Genomic DNA, 21,226 nt, shown 5'->3' on the forward strand with positions numbered 1-21,226 from the left:
CGCGCTTAGGGAGATTACACCCCAGCTGCCGGGGCGGCGGGTGGGCATGTCGCGTCAGAATCGCCGCCCGTTCCTACCCAAGATGGATGCCGCCATGCCGCAGATGCTGCTCATCGTCGAACCCCTGGGCCAGCGCGCCGAACGCGGCCGTGCCGACGGCGAGGTGGCCTACCAGCGCATGCTGGACTTCGCCGCCACGTTGCAGGCCGAGGGCCTGTTGATGGGTGTGAACTCGCTGGGCACGGCGGCCAGGCGCCTGTCGCGGCGCGACGGCGCAGTGCAGGTGCTGGACGGCCCCTTCGCCGAGGCCAAGGAGATGGTGGGTGGCTATTTCCTGCTCGACACCGACGACCCGGCCGTCGCTCTGGCCTGGGCGGCCCGCTGCCCCGCGGCAGAGTGGGCTACCGTAGAAGTGCGCGGCGTGGGCCCCTGCTACACCTGAGCGGGGCCGGCTTGGGGCGGCCCGGCGCTCGGCCCGGAGGGTCGGTAGTTTCCCGAGGGTCGTCGAGGCCGGTATGCCTCGATCGTCGTGACTTGGAAGGCAGCGCGTACCGTCTGCCTGTCTCACCTCAGGAGAGCCCCCGATGCGATTCATGATCCAGGTCCGCGCCAATGCCGTCAGCGAGCGCGGCGACCCACCGGGCCCCGAGTACGCCCCGCTGTTCGAGGCCATGGGCGCCTTTCACGGCGAGATGGCCCGCGCCGGCGTACTGCTGGACGGTGCCGGCCTGCGCCCCAGCCGCGACGGCTGGCGCCAGCGCTACGGAGCCGACGGCCGCGTGGAGGTTGTCGACGGCCCCTTCGCCGAAGCCAAGGAACTCATCGCCGGCTACACGCTGATCCAGGTGCGCGACGAAGCCGAAGCCCGCGCCTGGGCCCGCCGCTTCCCGATGCCCTTTGTCGGCATCGCCTGTGAGATCGAGGTGCGCCGGCTGTACGAGGAGGCCGACTTCGCGCCCGGTGGCGACATGGCCATCGGTGGCGCCTGAGGAGATGCGCATGCAAGACCTGCACTACGACATCATCATCGCCGCGCCCGTGGCGCGCGTGTGGGACTGCATGTTCGACGCAACTGCCTACCGCGACTGGACGCGCGCCTTCTGCGAGGGCTCGTACTACGAGGGCTCGTGGGCGCAGGGCGCGCGCATCGCGTTCCGCGACCCGGACGGCAACGGCATGGAGGCCCTTGTCGACGAGCACCGGCTGCACGAGCGACTGTCGCTGCGCCTGGTGGGCGAGATCAGCCAAGGCCGGCCCGTGGCCGACAGCCTGCTGGCCGCCACGCCCGCCCATGAGCGCTACGAGTTCAGCGCCCTGCCCGGCGGCGGCACGCAGCTGACGGTGCACCTGCAAAGCTGGAACGACGGCTTCCTCGCCTTCCTGCAAGACAGCTGGCCCCGCGCGCTGCAGCGCCTGAAGGCGCTGGCCGAATCCACCCACTGACCGGACGACCTCCTGCCATGCACCAACAGATCTACGTCAACCTGCCCGTCAAGGACCTGGCGCGCAGCCGGGCTTTCTTCGAGGCGATGGGCTACACCTTCAACCCGCAGTTCAGCAACGAAGTGGGTGCCTGCCTGGAGCTGGGCCCCAACCTCTACGCGATGCTGCTGACCGAGGACTTCGCCCGCGGCTTCACCGGCAAGCCACTGGTGGACGCCACCACCGCCACGGAAGTGCTGGTGTGCCTGAGCTGCGAGAGCCGCGAGCAGGTGGACAGCCTTGTCGCCAAGGCACGCGCCGCTGGCGCCGCCGTGCCGCGTGAGCCGCAAATCCACGGCGACTTCATGTACGGCCATGGCTTCGAGGACCTGGACGGCCACATCTGGGAGCTGGCCTGCATGACCGGCAGCCCTGCCTGAGGCGACAGCCATGCGAATCCAGCAAAAGCTCACCCCCTTCATCTGGTACGAGCAGGGCGCGGAAGACGCCGTTGCGCACTACCTGCAGGTGTTCGGCAGTGGCCGGGTCATTCACACGCAGCGCTGGGGCGACAACGCGCCCGGCGCGGCCGGCAGCGTCATGGTGGTGCAGTTCGAGCTGCTTGGCCAGCAGATGACGGCGTTTAACGGCGGCCCGCACTTCAAGCTCACAGAAGCGTTCTCGCTGATGGTGGCCTGCGAGGACCAGGCCGAGATCGACCACCTGTGGGAACAGCTGCAGGCCAAGGGCGGCAAGCCCAAGGCCTGCGGCTGGGTGGAGGACGCATGGGGCCTGTCGTGGCAGATCATCCCCGCGGCCTGGTTCGACATGATCCGTGACCCCGACGCGGCCCGTGTGCAGCGCGTCTTCCAGGCTATCTGGCAGATGCAGAAGATCGATCTCGCCGCCTTGCAACGCGCCTACGACGGCGCATGACGCCGTGAGCCATGCCGACATTGCCGCCGGCGTCTGGCGCCTGGAGCGCAGCCGCCTCGTGGGTGCGGCGGCCAAGCTGCTGCACGACCTGGACGAGGCCGAGGACTGTGCGCAGGACGCCCTCATCGCCGCCCTGGACGCCTGGCCACGCGATGGCCAGCCCGCCAACCCGGCCGCGTGGCTGATGACCGCCACCCGCCACAAGGCGCTGGACCGGCTGCGCCGCCGTGCGATGCTGGCGCGCGAGCATGAGCACCTCGCGGCCGACGACGAGGCCTACGGCACGCACGTCGTGCCCGACTTCACGGAACAGCTGGACGCCGCCCGTGACCAGGCCGCCATCGGTGACGAACAGCTGCGCCTGATCTTCATCGCCTGCCACCCCGTGCTGCCGCGCGACGCGCAGGTGGCGCTGACGCTGCGGCTGCTGGGCGGGCTGGAGACGAGCGAGATCGCCCGCGCCTTCCTGCAGCCTGAGGCCACCGTCGCGCAGCGCATCGTGCGCGCCAAGAAGGCGCTGCACGGCCAGGCCTACGAGCTGCCGTCGGCCGGGGAGCGCGGGCAGCGCCTGGACGCCGTGCTGGCGGTGGTCTACCTCATCTTCAACGAGGGCCACAGTGCCGGCAGCGGCGCCACGCTGCTGCGCCCGGCGCTGTGCGACGAAGCCCTGCGCCTGGCGCGCCAGCTGCAGCACCTGCTGCCGCAGGACGGCGAGGTGCACGGCCTGGCTGCGCTGCTGGAGATCCAGGCTTCACGGCTGCCCGCGCGGCTGGACGCCGCAGGCCGCCCCGTGCTGCTGCCCGAGCAGGATCGTCGCAAGTGGGACCGCCTGCTCATCCAGCGCGGCCTGACGGCGCTCACGCAAGCCCTGGCCCTGGGCGAGCCCGGGCCGTACACGCTGCAGGCGTCCATCGCGTCCTGCCATGCCCGTGCGGCGCGCGCCGAGGACACTGACTGGCGCGCCATCGTGCAGGGCTACGACCGCCTGCTGGCGCTGAACCCGTCGCCCGTCATCGCGCTGAACCGCGCTCTGGCCGTCAGCGTCGCCGACGGCCCGGCGGCCGCGCTGCCGCTGCTGGATGCACTGGCGGCCGAGCCGCAGCTCAAGCGCTACCCGTACCTGGCCGGCGCCCAGGCCGACGTGCTGGAGCGCCTGGGCCGCGTCGGTGATGCCCGCGAGGCGTATCTGCGCGCCGCAGCGCTGCAGGACAACGAGGTGCAGCGCGCGCTGCTGTTAGAGCGGGCGACGCGCCTGGCCAACTGACCTGGAGGCCTTGGATAGGCTCACCGAAGAACACGCTGGCTGAGCCGTTCACACCCTGTTTAAGCAGGGTGTCAGTGCGGCCGTCGCGCGTCGCGCAGCCGCGTGGCCAGGTAGAACCACAGCGCGGCCCAGCCCGCGCCGAAGGCCCAGCCGGCCAGCACGTCGCTGGCCCAGTGCACGCCCAGCACCACGCGGCTGGCGCCGATCAGCCCCGCCAGCAGCGCCGCCGCGCCCAGCAGGAACAGCCGCTGCGGCCGCCGGCCGTGGCGCTGCGCGAGCAGCACGCCCAGTGTCAGGTAGAACACCCCCGACATGCTGGCGTGGCCGCTGGGGAAGCTCAGGCCTTCCTGCGCCAGGGCCGCGAGGGCGGGGTCGGGCCGGGCGCGCTCGAAACCGGCCTTCAGCAGGTTCAGCACCAGCACGCCGCTGACCATGGCGCCGACGACGGCCGCCGCGCGCGCCGCGCGGCCCAGGCTGCAAAGGTAGCCGGCGGCCAGCAGCGTGGCCAGTGTCAGCACCGGCGTGCCGCCGAGGCTGCTCAAGTCGTGCATGGCGCGCTCCAGCGCCGGATGGGTGGCGCGCCATTGCTGGGTGAGGTGCAGCAGGGCGTGGTCGGCCCCGGCGGTGAGGCCGAGGTGCATGGCGGTGGCAAAGGCGGCGAACAGTGCGAGCGCGGCCAGGGCCAGGGCCGGCGCGCGCTGACGGCGGCCGCCGGTCGGGGCGGCGCTCACGGGTGCAGCAGCAGCGTGCGGGCCGCGTCCACGCGCAGCGCCAGCGGTGCGGACTCGTCGTTCAGCACGCGCTGCAGGAACTGCCGAGGGTCGACGTCGCCACCTGCCGGTGCGGCTGGTGCGCGGGGTGCCGTGGCCACGGGCAGTGTGGCCGGTTGCAGCGCCTGCAGCGCCGCGTCGAAGGCGGCGGGCGGAATGCCGGCCAGCCGGCCCAGCAGGTCAGCCTGGCCGTCGGCGCCGGGCGGGATGTCCAGCCAGGGCGTGTCGGCGAAGACGGGGGCCAGGTCGGGCGCGATGAAGGCGGACCAGTTGCCGCTGGTGGCGTCCTGCGCCGGCATGGGGGGCAGGGGGCCGTCAGTCAGCAGGCGCAGCCGCGCGGGGGCGACATCGGCCAGGTAGCGGGCCTGCAGCCCGGCCAGGAAGACGCCCGCGCGGGCGCTGGCCACGGGCTGCTGCAGCGAGAACCACAGCTGCAGCCCATCGGTGCCCGACACGGCAATGGCGGGGGCGGGCAGGGCGAGGTCGGCCTGCACGCCGCGCCACAGCGGGCCCAGCGCGGCCCAGTCGGCGGGCCGGGCCAGCTCCAGCAACAGGGTGCGGGTGTGGCCCGGCGGCGCGGGCGGGTAGAGGCGGTGCAGTTCGGACAGCAGGCGGTTCATGGCGGCCGCGAATCTACACCGCCGGCCAGGCCGCTCAGGGCAGCCGGAACACGCCCACGGCCGTGGCCAGTTGCTCGGCGTGCTGGCGCATGGCGCTGGCGGCGGCGGCCGTCTGCTCCACGAGGGCGGCGTTCTGCTGGGTCATCTGGTCCAGCTCCTGGATGGCGGTGCCGACCTGCGAGATGCCCTGGGCCTGCTCGCGGGCGCCGCTGGCAATGTTGCCCAGCAGCTCGCCCACCTGGCGGGTGCTGTCCACGATGGCGCGGATGGTGGTGCCGGCCTCGGCGACGATCTTCTGCCCGCCGTCCACGCGCTCGCCGCTTTCGAGGATGAGCTGCTTGATCTCGCGGGCGGCTTCGGCGCTGCGCTGGGCCAGGCCGCGAACCTCGCTGGCGACGACGGCGAAGCCCCGGCCCTGCTCGCCCGCGCGGGCGGCCTCGACGGCGGCGTTCAGCGCGAGGATGTTGGTCTGGAAGGCGATGCTGTCGATGACGCCGATGATCTCGCCGATGCGCCGGCTGGAGGTCTCGATGCCTGACATGGTGCCCACGACCTGCGCGATGACCTCGCCGCCGCGATGGGCCAGCTGAACGTTGCTGGCCGCGGCATTGGCGGCCTGGCCGGCGCCGTCGGTGGTGTTGGCCACGGTGGCGCTGATCTCTTCCATCGCGGAGGCCGTTTCCTCCAGGTTGGCGGCGGCCTGCTCGGTGCGCTGCGACAGGTCCATGCTGCCGGCCGCCACTTCCTGCGAGGACAGGATGATGGCGTCGGCCGCCTGGCGCACGTCGTGCACGGTGCCGCGCAGCGAGGTCTGCATCTCGGCCAACGAGCGCAGCAGGTCGGCGGTCTCATCGCGGCCCTTGGGGTCCAGCGTGTCGGTCAGGTCGCCAGTGGCCATCGCATGCATGCGGCGGGTCAGCGTGCGCATGCCGGAGGTCATCGACAGGTAGAAGCAGTAGAAGAAGTACAGCCCGCCCAGCACCAGCACGCTGACTGCGGCGATGGCGAGCGTGATGCGCGACACGAGCCGGTCTTCACGGGCCTGCAGCAGGCCGTCCAGCTCTTTGGCCACGTCGCGCTGCAGCGCGCCCAGCGCCTCGATGGCGGCAGAGCTTTGCCGGACGATCTCGGCCGGCGCGGGCAGCTCGGCCGCCTGCTGCATGACCAGCGGCGTCATCTGCGCGAGCAAGTCCTTGACAGGCTTGATGTGGGCCAGGTGCTGCGCCACCGGTAACGCGGGATTGAATTCGGTGACACGCGCCAGCTCGGACTCCACCGTCTCCAGCAGTTTCTTGTCCACGGCCAGCCGGGCGGCTGCCTGCGCGGTGAGGCGGGCGTTCTGCGTGTCGGCAGCGAGACCGGCCAGCGCGGCCCGCGTGAGGCCCAGGCCTTCCAGCAGGTCGGGCAGGTGCACGGTGCCGATGTTCATCAGGTAGTAGCTGTCGCCCTCCGGGTCCAGCGCGAGGCCGCTGACGTCGACCAGGTGCGAAATCAGCGCGCCCAGCTGCGCGCTGATCTCGACGTAGGGCTTGCGCACTTCCGCCGCGTTCAGCCCGCCGGGCTGGCCGTCGGCCGCCTGGCGCGCCGCGACCAGGGCCTGCCAGTGCTTGGTGCCTGGGTCGGGCAGGGTGTCCAGCAGCGGTTTGCCGTCCTGGGCGAGTGCATCCATGGCGGCCTTGAAGCGCTGGCGCAGCTCGGCCAGGTCGGGCCTGTCCTTGCCGTTGGCCTGGTCGACCAGTGCGCGGCGCAGCAACTGGGTGGCGTCCAGCGCCGGCATCGCCAGCTGGATGCCGCGCAGGCCGTCACGCTCCAGCTGGGTGGCGGCAATGGCGGCCCGGCGGTCCGAGACCAGCATCCACGAGGTCACGAGGATGGGCACCAACAGGAACAGCAGGATCACGGTGGCCTTGGCCGTGAAACGCATGTTGCGGAACCAGGACACGCCGAAGCGGGCCCAGAGAGGCGTGCTGGCGGGCTTGGCCTGCCGGTGAGCGTTGGGGGTGAACATGATGGTTATCCAAAACGACGGCACACGGCACACGGCCTGCGGCGCGGGTGCCAAACGTTCTCAAGACCGCCTCTGTGAGCGGATGCTGCGGGCATTGCTGCGCCGCATGGACGCGAGTGTTCCGTCAAAAATGACGGGCAACGGCGTCGTTTGGCGCAGTTGTCGCCGGCGGTGTGGATTTGTGCCGCTGTGGTTGTGCATCGATTGCACTGGGCCGGCTCGGTGCGTCGTGCGGTTCAGGGGCGCTGACCGCGAAGCCGGCGTCCTGGCCGTCGATGGAGGCCGCCCAGCATCAGCGTGCAGAGCAGGCTGCGCGTCACCGGGGGTCGCTGGTGTTCTCGCGCAGCATCCGGCCCATCAGCGTGAAGAAGCGGTCGTAGAACTCGCCGGCCGGGATGGTCTCGGAAGCCACCTTGACCAGCGAGTCCTCGGTGGACGACAGCGGCACCGAGATGGAGCCCAGCGCGCTGACGCCCAGGCTGGCGGCCTGCGCGTTCTTCTTCAGCACGTAGCGGTCCTGCTGGGCGCTGACGTAGGCGGTGGCGACCTGCTGCTTGGGGCCGTCGCCCACGCAGACGACGTTGAAGCCGATCTCCACATGCACCTCGCCCTCGGGCTGGAAGCGCTTGGCGCCCTGCACCATGCCGCTGGCGGCCTTGCTGATGACGTAGCCCTGGCTCAGCAGCGCGCGGCGCGCGGCCTCGCAGGTGTCGTCCACCCCGGCGTCGAACAGGCGCGAGAAGGTCTCCTCGGCGGCGAAGCTCTCCCCCTGGTAGACCTTCTTGGACTTGTCGGCTGCCTTGGGCAGGCCGCCACAGCCCGCCAGCAGGGCGGTGAGCAGCAGGGGCAGGAACAACGAAAGCAGACGTGGCATGGGGTGCATTATTCAGCGCCGCCAAAGAGGGGCCGTGACGCAACGGGCCGCGCGGCCCGGCCGATGACAGGCGCTGCGCCGAGAATGGCCGCCCACCCCGGAGGCTCCATGGATCAACCCAGCGTCACCCTGACCCAGCGCCAGGGCTACCAGTTCGAACACCGCTATGGCCCGGGCATCCCCGTGCTGCTGTCCGATGAGCCCGCGCCGCTGGGCACGGGCCAGGGGCCCGACCCCGTCGAATTGCTGGCGTCGGCCGTGGGCAACTGCCTGAGTGCGTCACTGCTGTTCGCCTGCCAGAAGTACAAGGATGACCCGGGCACCTTGCGCACCGACGTGAAGGCGACGGTTGGCCGCAACGAGCGCAACCGCATGCGGGTGCTGGGCCTGGCGGTGGACCTGCACCTGGGCCGCCCGGCGGCCGAGTTGCCCCATCTGCAGCGCGTGCTCGACACCTTCGAGGACTACTGCACCGTCACGCAGAGCGTGGCGGGCGCCATCCCCGTGGCGCTGCGCGTGCTGGACGGTACGGGCGCCTTGCTGAAGGGCTGAGGACAAAAAAGCCCGCACGGGGCGGGCTGGCGGCTGGGACGAGGCCGGCGGCTCAGGGGTACAGGCCGCGCTCCTCGCGCGCCTGCAGCACCCGCGTGCAGGCCACCGTGAAGGCGGCGGTGCGCAGCGGGATCTTGTGCTGCTCGCCCGTTTCCCAGATGTGCTTGAACGCGCCGATCATGATCTTGTCCAGGCGCAGGTTGATCTCGTCCTCGGTCCAGAAGAAGGACGAGAAGTCCTGCACCCACTCGAAGTAGGACACCGTCACGCCGCCGGCGTTGGCGATCACGTCGGGCACGACGACGATGCCGCGGTCGGCCAGCACGGCCTCGCCGTCGGGCGTGGTCGGGCCGTTCGCGCCTTCCAGCACCAGGCGGGTGGTGATGCGCTTGGCGCGCTCGGCGGTGATCTGGCCTTCCAGCGCGGCGGGGATCAGCACGTCGCTTTTGACGTCCCAGAAGTCCTCGTTGGCGATCATGTCGCCGCCCTTGAAGCCGGCCACGCCGCGCGTCTTGGCCACGTGGTCCAGCAGGTCGGCCATGTCGAAGCCGTTGCTGTTGACCAGCGTGCCGGTGTGGTCCTGCACGGCGACGATCTTGGCGCCGTTGGCGGCGAACAGCTTGGCGGCGATGGAGCCGACGTTGCCGAAGCCCTGCACGGCGACGCGGGCGCCTTCCATGTTGATGTTCAGGCGGCGCATCGCCTCACGGCCCACGACGAACACGCCGCGGCCGGTGGCGGCCACACGGCCCAGCGAACCGCCCAGCTCGATGGGCTTGCCCGTGACGACGCCGGTCGCCGTGGCGCCGGTGTTCATCGAGTAGGTGTCCATCATCCAGGCCATGATCTTGCCGTTGGTGTTCACGTCCGGCGCGGGGATGTCCTGCTGCGGGCCGATGATGATGCCGATCTCGCTGGTGTACCGGCGCGTCACCTTCTCCAGCTCTTTCATCGACAGCAGCGCCGGGTCCAGCCGGATGCCGCCCTTGGCGCCGCCGTAGGGCAGGTTGACCGCCGCGTTCTTGATGGTCATCCAGGCCGACAGCGCCATCACTTCTTCCAGCGTGACGTCCGGGTGGTAGCGCACGCCGCCCTTGCCCGGGCCGCGCGTCAGGCTGTGCTGCACGCGGTAGCCCTCGTAGTGGGCGATGGTGCCGTTGTCCAGCTCGATGGGGATGTCCACGATCAGCGCGCGCTTGGGGCGGCGCAGCGTCTCGACCCAGCGGCCCAGGTGGCCCAGGTAGGGCTCCACAGCGTCGATCTGGGACAGATAAGTCCCCCACGGGCTGTTGCGCGTGGGCGAGACGAAGGACAGGTTGGGCATGAAACGCTCCGTAACTTTGAGTGGGGCGAACGGTAGCGCGAAGGGTGGCTTCGTCTCAACAGCTTGTCTAGCCAAGTGGTCATGCGCTCATGCAAGCAATGCATGAGCCTCGTGAAACCGTGAGGAATTGCGCGAGCAGACAGGTCCGCGTGGCCGCCGCGCAGCGCCCGCATACCATCGCTCGGTGACCTCGCTCGACCTTGCCCTGCTCTATCTCGTCGCCGCCGTGCTGGGCGTCGTTGTTTGCCGTTCCCTGAAGCTGCCGCCCATGCTGGGCTACCTGGTGGTGGGCGTGCTGATCGGCCCCAATGCGCTCGCGTTCGCGCAGGACTCGGCCGGCATCCAGTACCTGGCCGAGTTCGGTGTGGTGTTCCTGATGTTCGCCATCGGGCTGGAGTTCAACCTGCCCAAGCTGCGCGCGCTGAAGACGGCGGTGTTCGGGCTGGGCATGTCGCAGGTCGTGCTCACCATTGCCGGGGCGATCGCCGGCAACACGCTGCTGATCGCCGGCTACGCGCTGCTCGGCGGCTTGTGGGAGCTGCAGTGGGAGGGAGCGCTGGTGCTGGGTGCCGCCATGGCCATGAGTTCCACGGCCATCGTCGTCAAGCTGATGGCCGAGCGGCTGGAGCTGGAAAGCCCGCACGGCAAGCTGGTCATGGGTGTGCTGCTGTTCCAGGACTTGGCCGTCGTGCCCTTGCTGGTGCTGATCCCGGCGCTGAACAGCAGCGGCGGCCAGATGGCCGAGGCGCTGGCTTGGGCGGCGCTCAAGGCCATCGTGCTGCTGGGCGTGCTGCTGTATGGCGGCCAGAAGCTCATGCGATGGTGGCTGACGCTGGTGGCGCGGCGCAAGAGCGACGAGCTGTTCATGCTCAACCTGCTGCTGGTCACGCTGGGCCTGGCCTGGCTGACGGAGCACGCCGGCCTGAGCCTGGCACTGGGCGCGTTCGTGGCCGGCATGCTGATCTCGGAGACCGAGTACCGCCACCAGGTGGAGACCGACATCCGGCCCTTCCACGACGTGCTGCTGGGCCTGTTCTTCATCACCATCGGCATGAAGCTGGACTGGCGCCCGCTGGTAGACAGTTGGTGGCTGGTCATCGCGCTGACGGCGCTGCCGGTGGTGGCCAAGTTCGCGCTCATCGCCGGCCTGGCGCGGCTGTTCCGCACGCCGCCGGGCGTGGCGCTGCGCACGGGCCTGTACCTGGCGCAGGCGGGCGAGTTCGGCTTCGTGCTGCTGACGCTGGGCGCGCAGCACCAGCTCATCGCGCCGCACTGGGTCAGCCCGGTGCTGGCGAGCATGGTGCTGTCCATGCTGGCCACGCCGCTGCTCATCCTGTACAGCAACCGCATCGTCATGAAGCTGTCCAGCAGCGACTGGCTGATGCAGTCGGTACAGCTGACCACCATCGCCAAGAAGAGCATCAAGGCCGAGGCCCACGTCATCATCTGCGGCTACGGCCGCTCGGGGCAAAACCTGGCGCGTCTGTTGGACGGTGAGCACATCCCCTACATGGCGCTGGACCTGGACCCCGACCGCGTGCGCCAGGCTGCCGCCGCCGGCCAGAGCGTCGTGTTCGGCGATGCGGCCAAGGTGCAGAGCCTGATGGCGGCGGGCCTGGCGCGGGCCAGCGCCGTCGTCGTCAGCTATCACGACACGCCGTCGGCGCTGAAGATCCTGGACCTGGTGCGTGCCCACGCGCCGCGCGTGCCGGTGGTGGTGCGCACCATCGACGACAGCGACCTGGAGCGCCTCAAGGCAGCCGGCGCGACCGAGGTGGTGCCCGAGGCCATCGAGGGCTCGCTGATGCTGGCGTCGCACGCGCTGGCGCTGGTGGGCGTGCCGATGCGCCGCGTCATCCGCATCACGCGCGACGCGCGCGACAAGCGCTACGGCCTGCTGCGTGGCTACTTCCATGGCGCGGACGACGACACGGTGGACGAGATCGAGCAGGCCCGCCTGTCCTCCGTCACATTGCCCACGGCGTCGGCGCATGCCGGGTGCCCGCTGGATGACCTGGCGCTGCATGCATTGGACGTGGCGGTTGTGTCGCTGCGCCGTGCAGACGGGAAGGGGCAGCGGGTGGACGGCGCTCTGCTGGCCGGTGGAGACACGCTGGTCATCAGCGGCACGCCGGCCGCGCTGGCGCTGGCCGAGGAGAAGCTGCTGAAGTCGTGACAGGGCGCGGCCCTACAACGGCGCCGGGCCGCTGTCGGCGGCGCTGGTGGCGTCCAGCATGCGGTTGCGTCCCTGATGTTTGGCGGCGTAGAGCGCCTTGTCGGCCCTGCCCACCAGGGCCGACAGCTGCTCACCCGCCCGACGGCTGGCGCAGCCGCCGCTGACCGTGACGGTGAGCGGCCCGCGCGAGGTGGTGAAGGGCGTGTCCGCCACGGCTTGACGCAGCCGCTCAGCCACGCCCAGCGCGGCCACCGTATCGCCGTGCAGCAGCGCGATGAACTCCTCGCCGCCCCAGCGCCCCGGCAGGTCGGACTTGCGCAGCACCTCGCACAGGCGCCGCGCCAGCTCGACCAACACTTCGTCGCCGACGTTGTGCCCGTGGTTGTCGTTGATGGCCTTGAAATGGTCGACGTCCAGCAGCAGCAGGGACACCGGGTGGCCGAGGCGTTCCGCGGCGTGCATGGCGCGCTCGGCCTCGGTGCTGAAGCAGCGACGGTTGGCGATGCCCGTGAGCGCGTCCTCTTGAGCCAGGCGGCGCAGCTCGCGTTCGGCCAGCCGCCACTCGGTCACGTAATGCTGGATGGAGACCACGACCGGCTTGCCATCGACATTGATGCAGCGCCGCTTGAGCACGATGCGGTGGTACTCCTCGCCGCTGACGGGCGCGGTGCCGCACTCCTCCTTGAGGATCTCCTCGCCGGCCAGCACGCGCTGGTCCTCGCTGATGGAGAGCTCGCCCACCGCCGGGTGTGGGGCAAGGTCCCGGCCGTTCAGGCCGATCAGCTCCTGCTTGCTCTTCTGGCGAATGCGCGCGGCGGCCGCGTTCACCATCAGCAGCCGACTGTCGGCAGCCTTGATGTGGATGGCGTCGGGCAGCAGGTCGATCAGGTCCTGCACGAACTGCTCGGTGCGCGCGCGCATCACCTGCTCGCGTTCCAGCGCCTGCTTGAGCTCGCGCTCGGCTAGCCGCCACGGCGTAACGTGGTGGTCGATGCCGACGACGACAGGCTGGCCCGCCATGTCCAGGCAGCGGCGCTTGGAGATGATGCGGAAGACCTCCTCGCCCGTGTGCTGTCGGGTGGTGTGCTCCTCCTTGACCACCTCCGCGCCGGCCAGGACCTGCTCGTCTTCGGCCATGGACAGCGCATGGTTGGCGCGGCCACACAGTCCGTCGCCCAGCCCGGCAGCGAGCACCGCCTCCCGGCTGATGCCGTGGTACTGAGCGAAGGCCTCGTTGACCATGACGTAGGCGCCGCCGCGCTGCTTGATGTGGACGGGGTCGGGCAGGGCGTCGATGAGGGCCTGCAGCAACTCATCGGCGCGCCTCGCCATGTCGGCGCGCTGGCGGCCACTGCGCACGTAGGCGATGGCAGGCGGTGCGTAGGCAGCCACGCCGACCACCACCAGCGTGACCATGGCCGGCCACTGCAGCATCACGCCGGCGCCACCCAGCGCCAGTGCCGGCAAGGTCAGCAGCACGGTTTGCATGAGGGTGGCCAAGAGGGGATGCATGTCAGCTGAACCTGTGTGGCTGCAGCGTAGCAGTGCGCTGGAGGGCTGGGTAGGCGAGCAAGCACCTGCGCGTTGCCGAGGCCCTGCCGCCTCGGTGACAAGCGCGCGCGCGGCGCTGCGCCACACTGGCGCCCGACCCACAGGAGCCGCGCCATGAACTTCGACTACAGCCCCAAGGTCGCGCAGATGCGCGAACGCCTGCTCGCCTTCTTCGAGGAACACATCACGCCCAACGAGCGTCGTTACTTGGAGGAGGTCGAGGCCAACCGCCGCGCCGGCAACCCGTGGTTGCCCACCCGGGTCATCGAGGAGCTCAAGCCCAAGGCCCGCGCGGCCGGGCTGTGGAACCTGTTCCTGCCCAAAAGCAGTCGTGCGCCCGAGGGGCTGTCCAACCTCGAGTACGCGCCGCTGTGCGAGATCATGGGCCGCGTATTCTGGGCGCCCGAGGTCTTCAACTGCTCCGCGCCCGATACCGGCAACATGGAGACGCTGGAGCGCTACGCGTCCGAGGCGCTGAAGGACCGCTGGCTGGAGCCGCTGCTCAAGGGCGAGATCCGCTCGGCCTTCCTGATGACGGAGCCAGCCGTCGCGTCCAGCGACGCCACCAACATCGAATGCCGCATCGAGCGTGACGGGGACGACTACGTCATCAACGGCCGCAAGTGGTGGAGCTCGGGCGCGGGCGACCCGCGCTGCGCCGTCTACATCGTCATGGGCAAGACCAACCCCGAGGCGGGCAAGCATGAGCAGCAGTCCATGATCGTGGTGCCGGCGGACTCGCCGGGCATCACCGTCGTGCGGCCGCTGTCGGTGTTCGGCTATGACGACGCGCCGCATGGCCACATGGAAGTCGAGCTGAAGAACGTGCGCGTGCCCGCCAGCAACATCCTGCTGGGCGAGGGCCGTGGCTTCGAGATCGCGCAGGGCCGCCTGGGCCCGGGCCGCATCCACCACTGCATGCGCTCCATCGGCGCGGCCGAGCGGGCGCTGGAGCTCATGTGCGAGCGCGCCATCGCACGCACGGCCTTTGGCAGGACGCTGGCGCAGCAGACCGTCACGCAGGAGCGCATCGCCGAGGCGCGCTGCATGATCGAGCAGGCCCGCCTGCTGACGCTGAAGGCCGCCTACATGATGGACACCGTGGGCAACAAGGTTGCCAAGGCTGAGATCGCGATGATCAAGATCGTGGCGCCCAACATGGCGCTGCAGGTCATCGACTGGGCCATTCAGGTGTTCGGTGGCGCGGGCGTGAGCCAGGACACGCCGCTGGCCACGATGTGGGCGCACCAGCGCACGCTGCGCCTGGCCGACGGCCCGGACGAGGTGCACCGCAACTCGCTGGCCAAGCTGGAGCTGGCCAGCCACATGAAGCTGCCCACCGACAGCATCCGCATGCCGGTCACGCGCGGCGCCTGACGCGCAACGCGGGCATGGCGTGGGCGTGGCATGGGCGCTGTGGCGCCCTTGCCGCGACAATGCGCCCATGGCCAAGCAAGCCCCCCGACTCAGCCCCGAAGAAATCCAGCGCGTCATCGCCACGGCCTGGGACGACAAGCCGCCGTTCCGCCGCGTGCTGGTCGAGCACGGCATCGGCCACGGCGAGCTGGTGGCGCTGCTCAAGCGCCAGCTGACGCCGGCCGCGTACAAGCTGTGGGTGTCGCGCACCAAGGCCGCCAAGGGGCCGGCCACGCAGGGCACCTGGCCGCACGGCCGCTGAAGCCTCGCCGCTGAGCCAGCGGCCCCTCCTCCCACCATCGATCACCATGGCCGCGGCTCGGGGGCGGCAGGCTGCGCGCGCGCTGCGACTGACACGTGCGGGACACTGTTGCGCAAGCTCCACAGCCCGACCCGCTCGTTGCCGTGCGGGGGCGGCTGCCCCTGGCGCCATCAGGGCCATGTTTCCTGGGAAAACCACGGGCTAACCCGGAACGGCGATGCGCAAATCAGCATCGTGAAGTCCAAAAATGTGATTAGTGCGAGATCGCTTGGATCCATAGCATGAAATCCATACCCGAGCCTCACCGGCCTCCCTGCGAGGGCCGGACGGCTGCCGAGGTTGGCCGCTCCTTCCATAACGATCCCGGAGACAAGATGAACAAGCCCGCCCAGGCGACGCCGCGCGCGTCCGCCACGACCACCCGTTTTGCCCTGAGCCTGACCGCCGCCGCCGCGCTGGCCGCGCTGTCGTCCATCGCCGTGGCCCAGCAGGCCACTGCCAAGACAGAGACGCAGCTGGAGACAGTGGTCATTACTGGCGCTCGCGCGTCGGCCGAGACGGCCCAGGCGATCAAGAAGAATTCCGACCAGGTGGTTGATTCCATCGTGGCGGAGGACATCGGCAAGTTCCCCGACAAGAACGTTGCTGAACTGCTGGGCCGCGTGCCGGGCGTGCAACTGCAGCGAGGCCTCGGCGAGGCCGGCACGGTCATCGTGCGCGGCCTGGGCGGCGTGGCCACACTGCTGAACGGCCGCGAGTTTTTTACTGACGCTGGTCGCAACCTGTTCCTGGCCGACGTGCCCGCCTCGATGCTCAAGCGCATTGACGTCTACAAGACCCAGGAAGCCAGCCTGCCGGAAGGCGGCACGGCCGGCGTCATCGACGTGCGCACCCACCGCCCGCTGGACTTCAAAAACGCCCAGCTCTACATCAACGGTCGCATCGAGAACCGCGACAAGGCCGACGTGAACAACCCGGACCTGAGCGGCATGGCATCCAACCGCTGGAAGACCGGTTTTGGCGAGGTTGGCGCGCTGTTCGGCATTGCCTACAACAACTCCAAATACCACGACGAGCGTGCCTGGGTGGGTGACCCGCAGCCCATCGTCGTGCCTGGCCGCACCAATCCCATCCTGGCATCCGACGCCATGGGCCGCGTGCTGGACCTGGGCCACCGCAAGCGCCTGGCCGGCAACTTCGCGCTGCAGTGGAAGCCCAGTGCCGACAAGGAAATCTACCTGGAGGGCTTCGCGACCTCCATCGACCACCGCTACCAGCAGTCCTTCCTCGTGGGCGGCATCGGCATGTGGAACGACAACGGCACCTGGCGCCCGAACGCCGGCACCGTCATCACGGCCAAGCCGGGCACGGACCTGGCCGACACCATCACCAGTGTCGGTGGCTGGGGCTTCACGTCTACGCAGGCCAAGCGCGACACAGTCAGCAATGCGCAGACCGCGCTGGGCGCTATCTGGGACGTCACTGACCGACTGAAGGTGACGACTGAGCTGGCCGTGACCAACAGCCAGATCGACCACGTCAACCGCATCCTGGACAGCGGCTACAACCCGGTCAATGTCACCGCCAAGGTGCAGGACGGTGGTGGCTACATCGACTATCCCGGCCTGGCCATGACGAACAAGGCCAACTTCCGCATCAACGGCGGCGTCGACGTGCGCCAGGAGCGCGAAGGCAAGAACACCGACTGGCGCGCCGACGCGACCTACGACCTCGGCGATGGCTTCTTCCGCGAAGTCAGCGGCGGTGTCCGTCTGGCCAAGCGCAAGGCGATGTCGCAGGCGACCACGATGCCGTGGCAGTCCACCTTCGCGGGCACGGGCCAGACGGTCAACCAGGCGGCCTATGCCGACATGTTCACCGTGTCGCCGGCCACCTGGGGCGAGTTCGGCGTCAAACAGTACGTCTACGCCGACCGCGAATGGCTGCTGAACAACGGCGAGGCCTTCCGTAAGCTGATCACCGGCGGCAACGGCGCGCTGACGCCATACGACCCGATGGCGCTGTTCGACGACACCGAGACCACCAAGGCGCTGTATGGCCGCCTGAAGTTCGGCATGGACATCGGCCGCGTGCCGGTGTCGGGCGTGTTCGGCCTGCGCGTCGTGCAGACCGACCAGGAGCTGATGGGCAACTCGCGCAACGCCAACACCAATGTCATCACGCCGGTGAACCTCGACACGTCGCGCACCGACGTGCTGCCCACGCTGTCGCTGAAGGCCGAGCTGACGTCCAAGCTGATCGCCCGCATGGTGGCCGGCAAGACCATCGAGCGCCCGGCTTTCAACCAGTACAACCCGGGCACGACGACGACCGGTGGCACCTGGCAGCTGCAGCAGAACGGCACGTATCTCCAGACCCAGAACGGCACCATCGGCGGTGGTAACCCCGACCTGAAGCCCACCGAGTCGGCCAACGTGGACGTGTCGCTGGAGTACTACTTCGCGCGCACCGGCTTCGTCAGCGCGACGGGCTTCCAGCACAAGTTCAAGAACCGCATCTTCGACAAGACGGTCACGATCGAGCGGCCGAATGCGCAGTACGGCAAGAACGAGAAGTTCAACGTTACGCAGCCGATCAACATCAGCGACGCCAAGCTGCATGGCTACGAGCTGAGCTACCGTCAGTTCTACGACTTCCTGCCCGGCTGGATGAGCGGTTTCGGGCTGGAAGCCAACTACACCTTCATGACCGGCAAGCAGACCGATCCGAATGGTGTCGAAGGTCCCTTCCTCGGCCAGTCCAAGTCCTCCTACAACCTGGTCGGCCTGTACGAGCGCGACAACCTCTACGCTCGCCTGGCCTACAACTGGCGCGCCAAGTTCTTGGCCGAGAAGCCCTACCGCTCCACCGGTCGCGAGCTGTGGGTGGCACCGATGAAGACGCTGGACGCTTCCTTGGGCTACACCTTCAACAAGCAGTGGACGCTGTCGGTGGATGTGACCAACCTGTTGAACCAGTCGTATCACGACTATTTCGACAAGAACCCGTCCATCGTGCGTGACGTGCGCTACTACGACCGCACCATCGGTGTCTCGGTGCGCTGGAAGCTCTAAATCAGGATTGATTCCTCGTTCGGGCGTTGCACGGGCCTCCCGGGCAACGCCCTTTTTCTTTTCTTCGGCAGCCGCCCATGTCCGACCTGATCCAGCCGCTGATCCCGCAGCGCGCCGACCCGCATATCTCCCGCCATGGCGACGGCGTCTACTACTTCACCGCCTCGGTGCCGCAGTACGACCGCATCGAGCTGCGCCGGGCTGCCAGCATCGACGGCCTGGCCAGCGCGCCTGCCTATATTGCCTGGCGCAAGCCGGACACCGGGCCTTGGAGCGAGTTGATCTGGGCGCCGGAGCTGCACTTCAACCAGGGCGCCTGGTACGTCTACTTCGCGGCCGCGCACACGCGGGCGCTGGACGCGCTGGGCATGTTCCAGCACCGCATGTACGCGATCCGCAACGTCGCGGCCGATCCCTTCACCGGCGAGTGGGAATTCCTGGGCCAGGTGGACAGTGGCATCGACAGCTTCTGCCTGGACGCCACCACCTTCACCCACCGCGGCCAGCTGTACTACCTGTGGGCGCAGAAGGACCGCGCCATCGCCGGCAACTCCAACCTCTACATCGCGCCGATGAAGACGCCCTGGCAGCTGGCCGGCGCGCCCGTGATGCTCAGCAAGCCTGAGTTCGACTGGGAATGCTGCGGCTTCCTGGTCAACGAGGGCCCGTCGGTGCTGCAGCGCCATGGCAAGGTGTTCATCAGCTACTCGGCCAGCGCGACTGACGAGAACTACGCGATGGGCCTGCTGTGGGCCGACGAGAACGCCGACCTGCTGAACCCGGCCAGCTGGCACAAGTCGCCGGAACCGGTGATGCGCAGTGCCGCCGAGGACAGCGTCTTCGGCCCGGGCCACAACAGCTTCACCGAGACCGACAACCCCGACGAGGTGCTGCTGGTCTACCACGCCCGCACCTACACCGAGATCGAGGGCGACCCGCTGTGGAACCCCGATCGCCACACCTTCGTCAAGCCGCTGCGCTGGAGCGAGGACGGCATGCCGCTGTTCGGCCGGCCTTCCCGCCGCGACTGATATCCAAATTGGCATCGATACGGGCGGCGAATTGATTGGATTGCAATTTCCACGCCGCCTAGCATCAATTTAGAGCGCATTTCCGCGCGTGCCCGAGAACGCGAACACTCGAGACAAGACATGACGACTGAGGACAAGAAGAGCAAGGTCAAGCTGCGTTCGGCCGAATGGTTCGGCACGCAGGACAAGAACGGCTTCATGTACCGCTCCTGGATGAAGAACCAGGGCATCCCCGACCATGAGTTCCAGGGCAAGCCCATCATCGGCATCTGCAACACCTGGAGCGAGCTGACGCCCTGCAATGCGCACTTCCGCAAGCTCGCCGAGCATGTGAAGAAGGGCATCATCGAAGCGGGCGGCTGGCCGGTCGAATTCCCGGTGTTCTCCAGCGGTGAGAGCAACCTGCGCCCCACCGCCATGCTGACGCGCAACCTCGCCAGCATGGACGTTGAAGAGTCGATCCGCGGCAATCCGGTCGACGCCGTCGTGCTGCTGGTGGGCTGCGACAAGACCACGCCCGCGCTGCTGATGGGCGCGGCCAGCGTTGACGTGCCGGCCATCGTCGTCACCGGTGGCCCAATGCTCAACGGCAAGCTCAACGGCAAGAACATCGGCTCGGGCACGGCCGTGTGGCAGCTGCACGAGCAGGTCAAGGCCGGCGAGATCAAGATGCACGACTTCCTGGCCGCCGAGGCCGGCCACTCGCGCTCCGCTGGCACCTGCAACACGATGGGCACCGCGTCGACGATGGCCTGCATGGCCGAGTCGCTGGGCACGTCGCTGCCGCACAACGCCGCCATCCCTGCCGTCGACGCGCGCCGTTATGTGCTGGCCCACCTGTCCGGCATGCGCATCGTCGACATGGTGTGGGAAGACCTGCGTCTGTCCAAGGTGCTGACCAAGGAAGCGTTCGAGAACGCCATCCGCGTCAACGCAGCCATCGGCGGCTCCACCAACGCCGTCATCCACCTGAAGGCCATTGCCGGCCGCATCGGCGTGGACCTGGAGCTGGAAGACTGGACGCGCATCGGCCGTGGCACGCCTACCGTCGTGGACCTGCTGCCCTCGGGCCGCTTCCTGATGGAAGAGTTCTATTACGCCGGCGGCCTGCCGGGCGTCATCCGCCGCCTGGGCGAAGCCAACCTGCTGCCCAACCCGACCGCGCTTACCGTCAACGGCAAGAGTCTGTGGGACAACTGCCTGGACGCGCCGATCTACGATGACGAGGTCATCCGCCCGCTGGACAAGCCGCTGATCGCCGACGGCGGCATCTGCATCCTGCGCGGCAACCTCGCGCCGCGCGGCGCCGTGCTCAAGCCCTCGGCCGCCACGCCCGAGCTGATGAAGCACCGCGGCCGTGCCGTCGTGTTCGAGAACCTCGAAGACTACAAGGCCCGCATCGTCGACCCCGACCTGGACGTCGACGCCAGCTGCATCCTCGTCATGAAGAACTGCGGTCCCAAGGGCTACCCCGGCATGGCCGAGGTCGGCAACATGGGCCTGCCGCCGAAGCTGCTGGCCGCCGGCGTGAAGGACATGGTGCGCATCTCTGACGCGCGCATGAGCGGCACGGCCTACGGCACTGTCGTGCTGCACGTGGCACCTGAAGCGCGTGCTGGCGGCCCGCTGGCGGTCGTGCAGGAAGGCGACTTCATCGAGCTGGACTGCGCCGCCGGCCGCCTGCACCTGGACATCTCCGACGAGGAGCTGAAGACACGCCTGGACGCCTGGGCCGCCGCGCAGACCGTGGACCCGGCGGATGCGACCGGCTACCGCCACCTCTACGTGAACCACGTGCTGCAGGCCGATGAGGGCTGCGACTTCGACTTCCTGCGTGGCTGCCGCGGTTCTGCCGTGCCGCGCCACTCTCACTGACATGAGGCCCCTCGCCCGCCCTCGCGTCGCTGAAAGCGAGCGAGTCCGGTCGGTCCCCCGAGGGGACGGCG

Annotated in this window: 19 protein-coding genes; 13 read left to right on the top strand and 6 right to left on the bottom strand. The window is 69.0% G+C overall.

The genetic code is table 11. The features are described 5' to 3' along the window. The first annotated feature begins 94 nt into the window (after positions 1-94). The 6 genes from ACG0Z3_RS05405 to ACG0Z3_RS05430 all read left to right on the top strand — a co-directional run bounded on the left by ACG0Z3_RS05405 (position 95) and on the right by ACG0Z3_RS05430 (position 3,622). Positions 95-442: a YciI family protein gene (locus tag ACG0Z3_RS05405; protein WP_394396021.1), complete on the top strand. Its 348-nt coding sequence runs from the start codon at positions 95-97 to the stop codon at positions 440-442. Between the two features lie 142 nt (positions 443-584). Continuing rightward, a complete protein-coding gene (locus ACG0Z3_RS05410; protein ID WP_394396022.1) occupies positions 585-989 on the top strand; it encodes a YciI family protein in 405 nt (134 codons plus the stop codon). Positions 990-999: 10 nt separating this feature from the next. Continuing rightward, the gene (locus ACG0Z3_RS05415; RefSeq protein WP_394396024.1) at positions 1,000-1,443 is read left to right on the top strand and encodes an SRPBCC domain-containing protein; all 444 of its coding nucleotides are present in this window, start codon (positions 1,000-1,002) and stop codon (positions 1,441-1,443) included. Between the two features lie 17 nt (positions 1,444-1,460). Then, positions 1,461-1,862 carry a VOC family protein gene (locus tag ACG0Z3_RS05420; protein ID WP_394396025.1) on the top strand — a complete coding sequence of 134 codons (402 nt, stop codon included), beginning with the start codon at positions 1,461-1,463 and terminating at the stop codon, positions 1,860-1,862. Between the two features lie 10 nt (positions 1,863-1,872). After that, complete coding sequence (locus tag ACG0Z3_RS05425) at positions 1,873-2,358, top strand: VOC family protein (RefSeq protein ID WP_394396028.1); 486 nt, start codon at positions 1,873-1,875, stop codon at positions 2,356-2,358. A gap of 4 nt (positions 2,359-2,362) precedes the next feature. After that, the gene (locus ACG0Z3_RS05430) at positions 2,363-3,622 is read left to right on the top strand and encodes an RNA polymerase sigma factor (protein WP_394396031.1); all 1,260 of its coding nucleotides are present in this window, start codon (positions 2,363-2,365) and stop codon (positions 3,620-3,622) included. 71 nt (positions 3,623-3,693) lie between these two features. Here the strand turns inward: ACG0Z3_RS05430 and ACG0Z3_RS05435 are convergent, their stop codons facing one another. From ACG0Z3_RS05435 to ACG0Z3_RS05450, 4 genes are all read right to left on the bottom strand, one after another. Then, positions 3,694-4,353, bottom strand: coding sequence for a phosphatase PAP2 family protein (locus tag ACG0Z3_RS05435; RefSeq protein ID WP_394396034.1), 660 nt, complete (start codon positions 4,351-4,353; stop codon positions 3,694-3,696). Then, a complete protein-coding gene (locus ACG0Z3_RS05440; RefSeq protein WP_394396036.1) occupies positions 4,350-5,012 on the bottom strand; it encodes a hypothetical protein in 663 nt (220 codons plus the stop codon). Before ACG0Z3_RS05440 ends, ACG0Z3_RS05435 begins: the two co-directional genes overlap by 4 nt. 34 nt (positions 5,013-5,046) lie before the next feature. After that, entirely contained in the window at positions 5,047-7,020 is a 1,974-nt protein-coding gene (locus ACG0Z3_RS05445) for a methyl-accepting chemotaxis protein (protein ID WP_394396037.1), read from the bottom strand. A gap of 316 nt (positions 7,021-7,336) precedes the next feature. Further along, positions 7,337-7,894, bottom strand: coding sequence for a DUF2242 domain-containing protein (locus ACG0Z3_RS05450; protein ID WP_394396039.1), 558 nt, complete (start codon positions 7,892-7,894; stop codon positions 7,337-7,339). Between the two features lie 108 nt (positions 7,895-8,002). Between ACG0Z3_RS05450 and ACG0Z3_RS05455 the strand changes: the two genes are divergently transcribed. Then, positions 8,003-8,446: an OsmC family protein gene (locus tag ACG0Z3_RS05455; protein WP_394396040.1), complete on the top strand. Its 444-nt coding sequence runs from the start codon at positions 8,003-8,005 to the stop codon at positions 8,444-8,446. Between the two features lie 52 nt (positions 8,447-8,498). Here ACG0Z3_RS05455 and ACG0Z3_RS05460 read toward each other — a convergent pair whose 3' ends face one another. Then, on the bottom strand, positions 8,499-9,770 hold the full coding sequence (locus ACG0Z3_RS05460) for a Glu/Leu/Phe/Val family dehydrogenase (protein ID WP_394396042.1): 1,272 nt from the start codon (positions 9,768-9,770) through the stop codon (positions 8,499-8,501). Positions 9,771-9,954: 184 nt separating this feature from the next. Here ACG0Z3_RS05460 and ACG0Z3_RS05465 point away from each other — a divergent pair, with 184 nt between their 5' ends. Further along, a complete protein-coding gene (locus tag ACG0Z3_RS05465; protein WP_394396043.1) occupies positions 9,955-11,946 on the top strand; it encodes a cation:proton antiporter domain-containing protein in 1,992 nt (663 codons plus the stop codon). A gap of 12 nt (positions 11,947-11,958) precedes the next feature. On the opposite strand, the gene ACG0Z3_RS05470 is transcribed toward ACG0Z3_RS05465, so the two are convergent. Next, complete coding sequence (locus ACG0Z3_RS05470; RefSeq protein ID WP_394396045.1) at positions 11,959-13,458, bottom strand: sensor domain-containing diguanylate cyclase; 1,500 nt, start codon at positions 13,456-13,458, stop codon at positions 11,959-11,961. 153 nt (positions 13,459-13,611) lie between these two features. Between ACG0Z3_RS05470 and ACG0Z3_RS05475 the strand changes: the two genes are divergently transcribed. The 5 genes from ACG0Z3_RS05475 (at position 13,612) to ACG0Z3_RS05495 (ending at position 21,155) form a co-directional block, all read left to right on the top strand. Continuing rightward, positions 13,612-14,874 carry an acyl-CoA dehydrogenase family protein gene (locus tag ACG0Z3_RS05475; protein ID WP_394396046.1) on the top strand — a complete coding sequence of 421 codons (1,263 nt, stop codon included), beginning with the start codon at positions 13,612-13,614 and terminating at the stop codon, positions 14,872-14,874. Positions 14,875-14,941: 67 nt separating this feature from the next. Beyond that, a complete protein-coding gene (locus ACG0Z3_RS05480; protein WP_394396049.1) occupies positions 14,942-15,175 on the top strand; it encodes a DUF2805 domain-containing protein in 234 nt (77 codons plus the stop codon). Between the two features lie 374 nt (positions 15,176-15,549). Next, positions 15,550-18,249, top strand: a complete 2,700-nt coding sequence (locus ACG0Z3_RS05485; RefSeq protein ID WP_394396052.1) for a TonB-dependent receptor — start codon at positions 15,550-15,552, stop codon at positions 18,247-18,249. Between the two features lie 77 nt (positions 18,250-18,326). Further along, a complete protein-coding gene (locus ACG0Z3_RS05490) occupies positions 18,327-19,280 on the top strand; it encodes a glycoside hydrolase family 43 protein (RefSeq protein ID WP_394396054.1) in 954 nt (317 codons plus the stop codon). A gap of 120 nt (positions 19,281-19,400) precedes the next feature. Continuing rightward, positions 19,401-21,155: an IlvD/Edd family dehydratase gene (locus ACG0Z3_RS05495; RefSeq protein ID WP_394396056.1), complete on the top strand. Its 1,755-nt coding sequence runs from the start codon at positions 19,401-19,403 to the stop codon at positions 21,153-21,155. Positions 21,156-21,226: the final 71 nt, after the last annotated feature.

Origin of the sequence: Pelomonas margarita, assembly GCF_043555875.1 — a bacterium.
Lineage (GTDB): Bacteria > Pseudomonadota > Gammaproteobacteria > Burkholderiales > Burkholderiaceae_C > Pelomonas > Pelomonas margarita.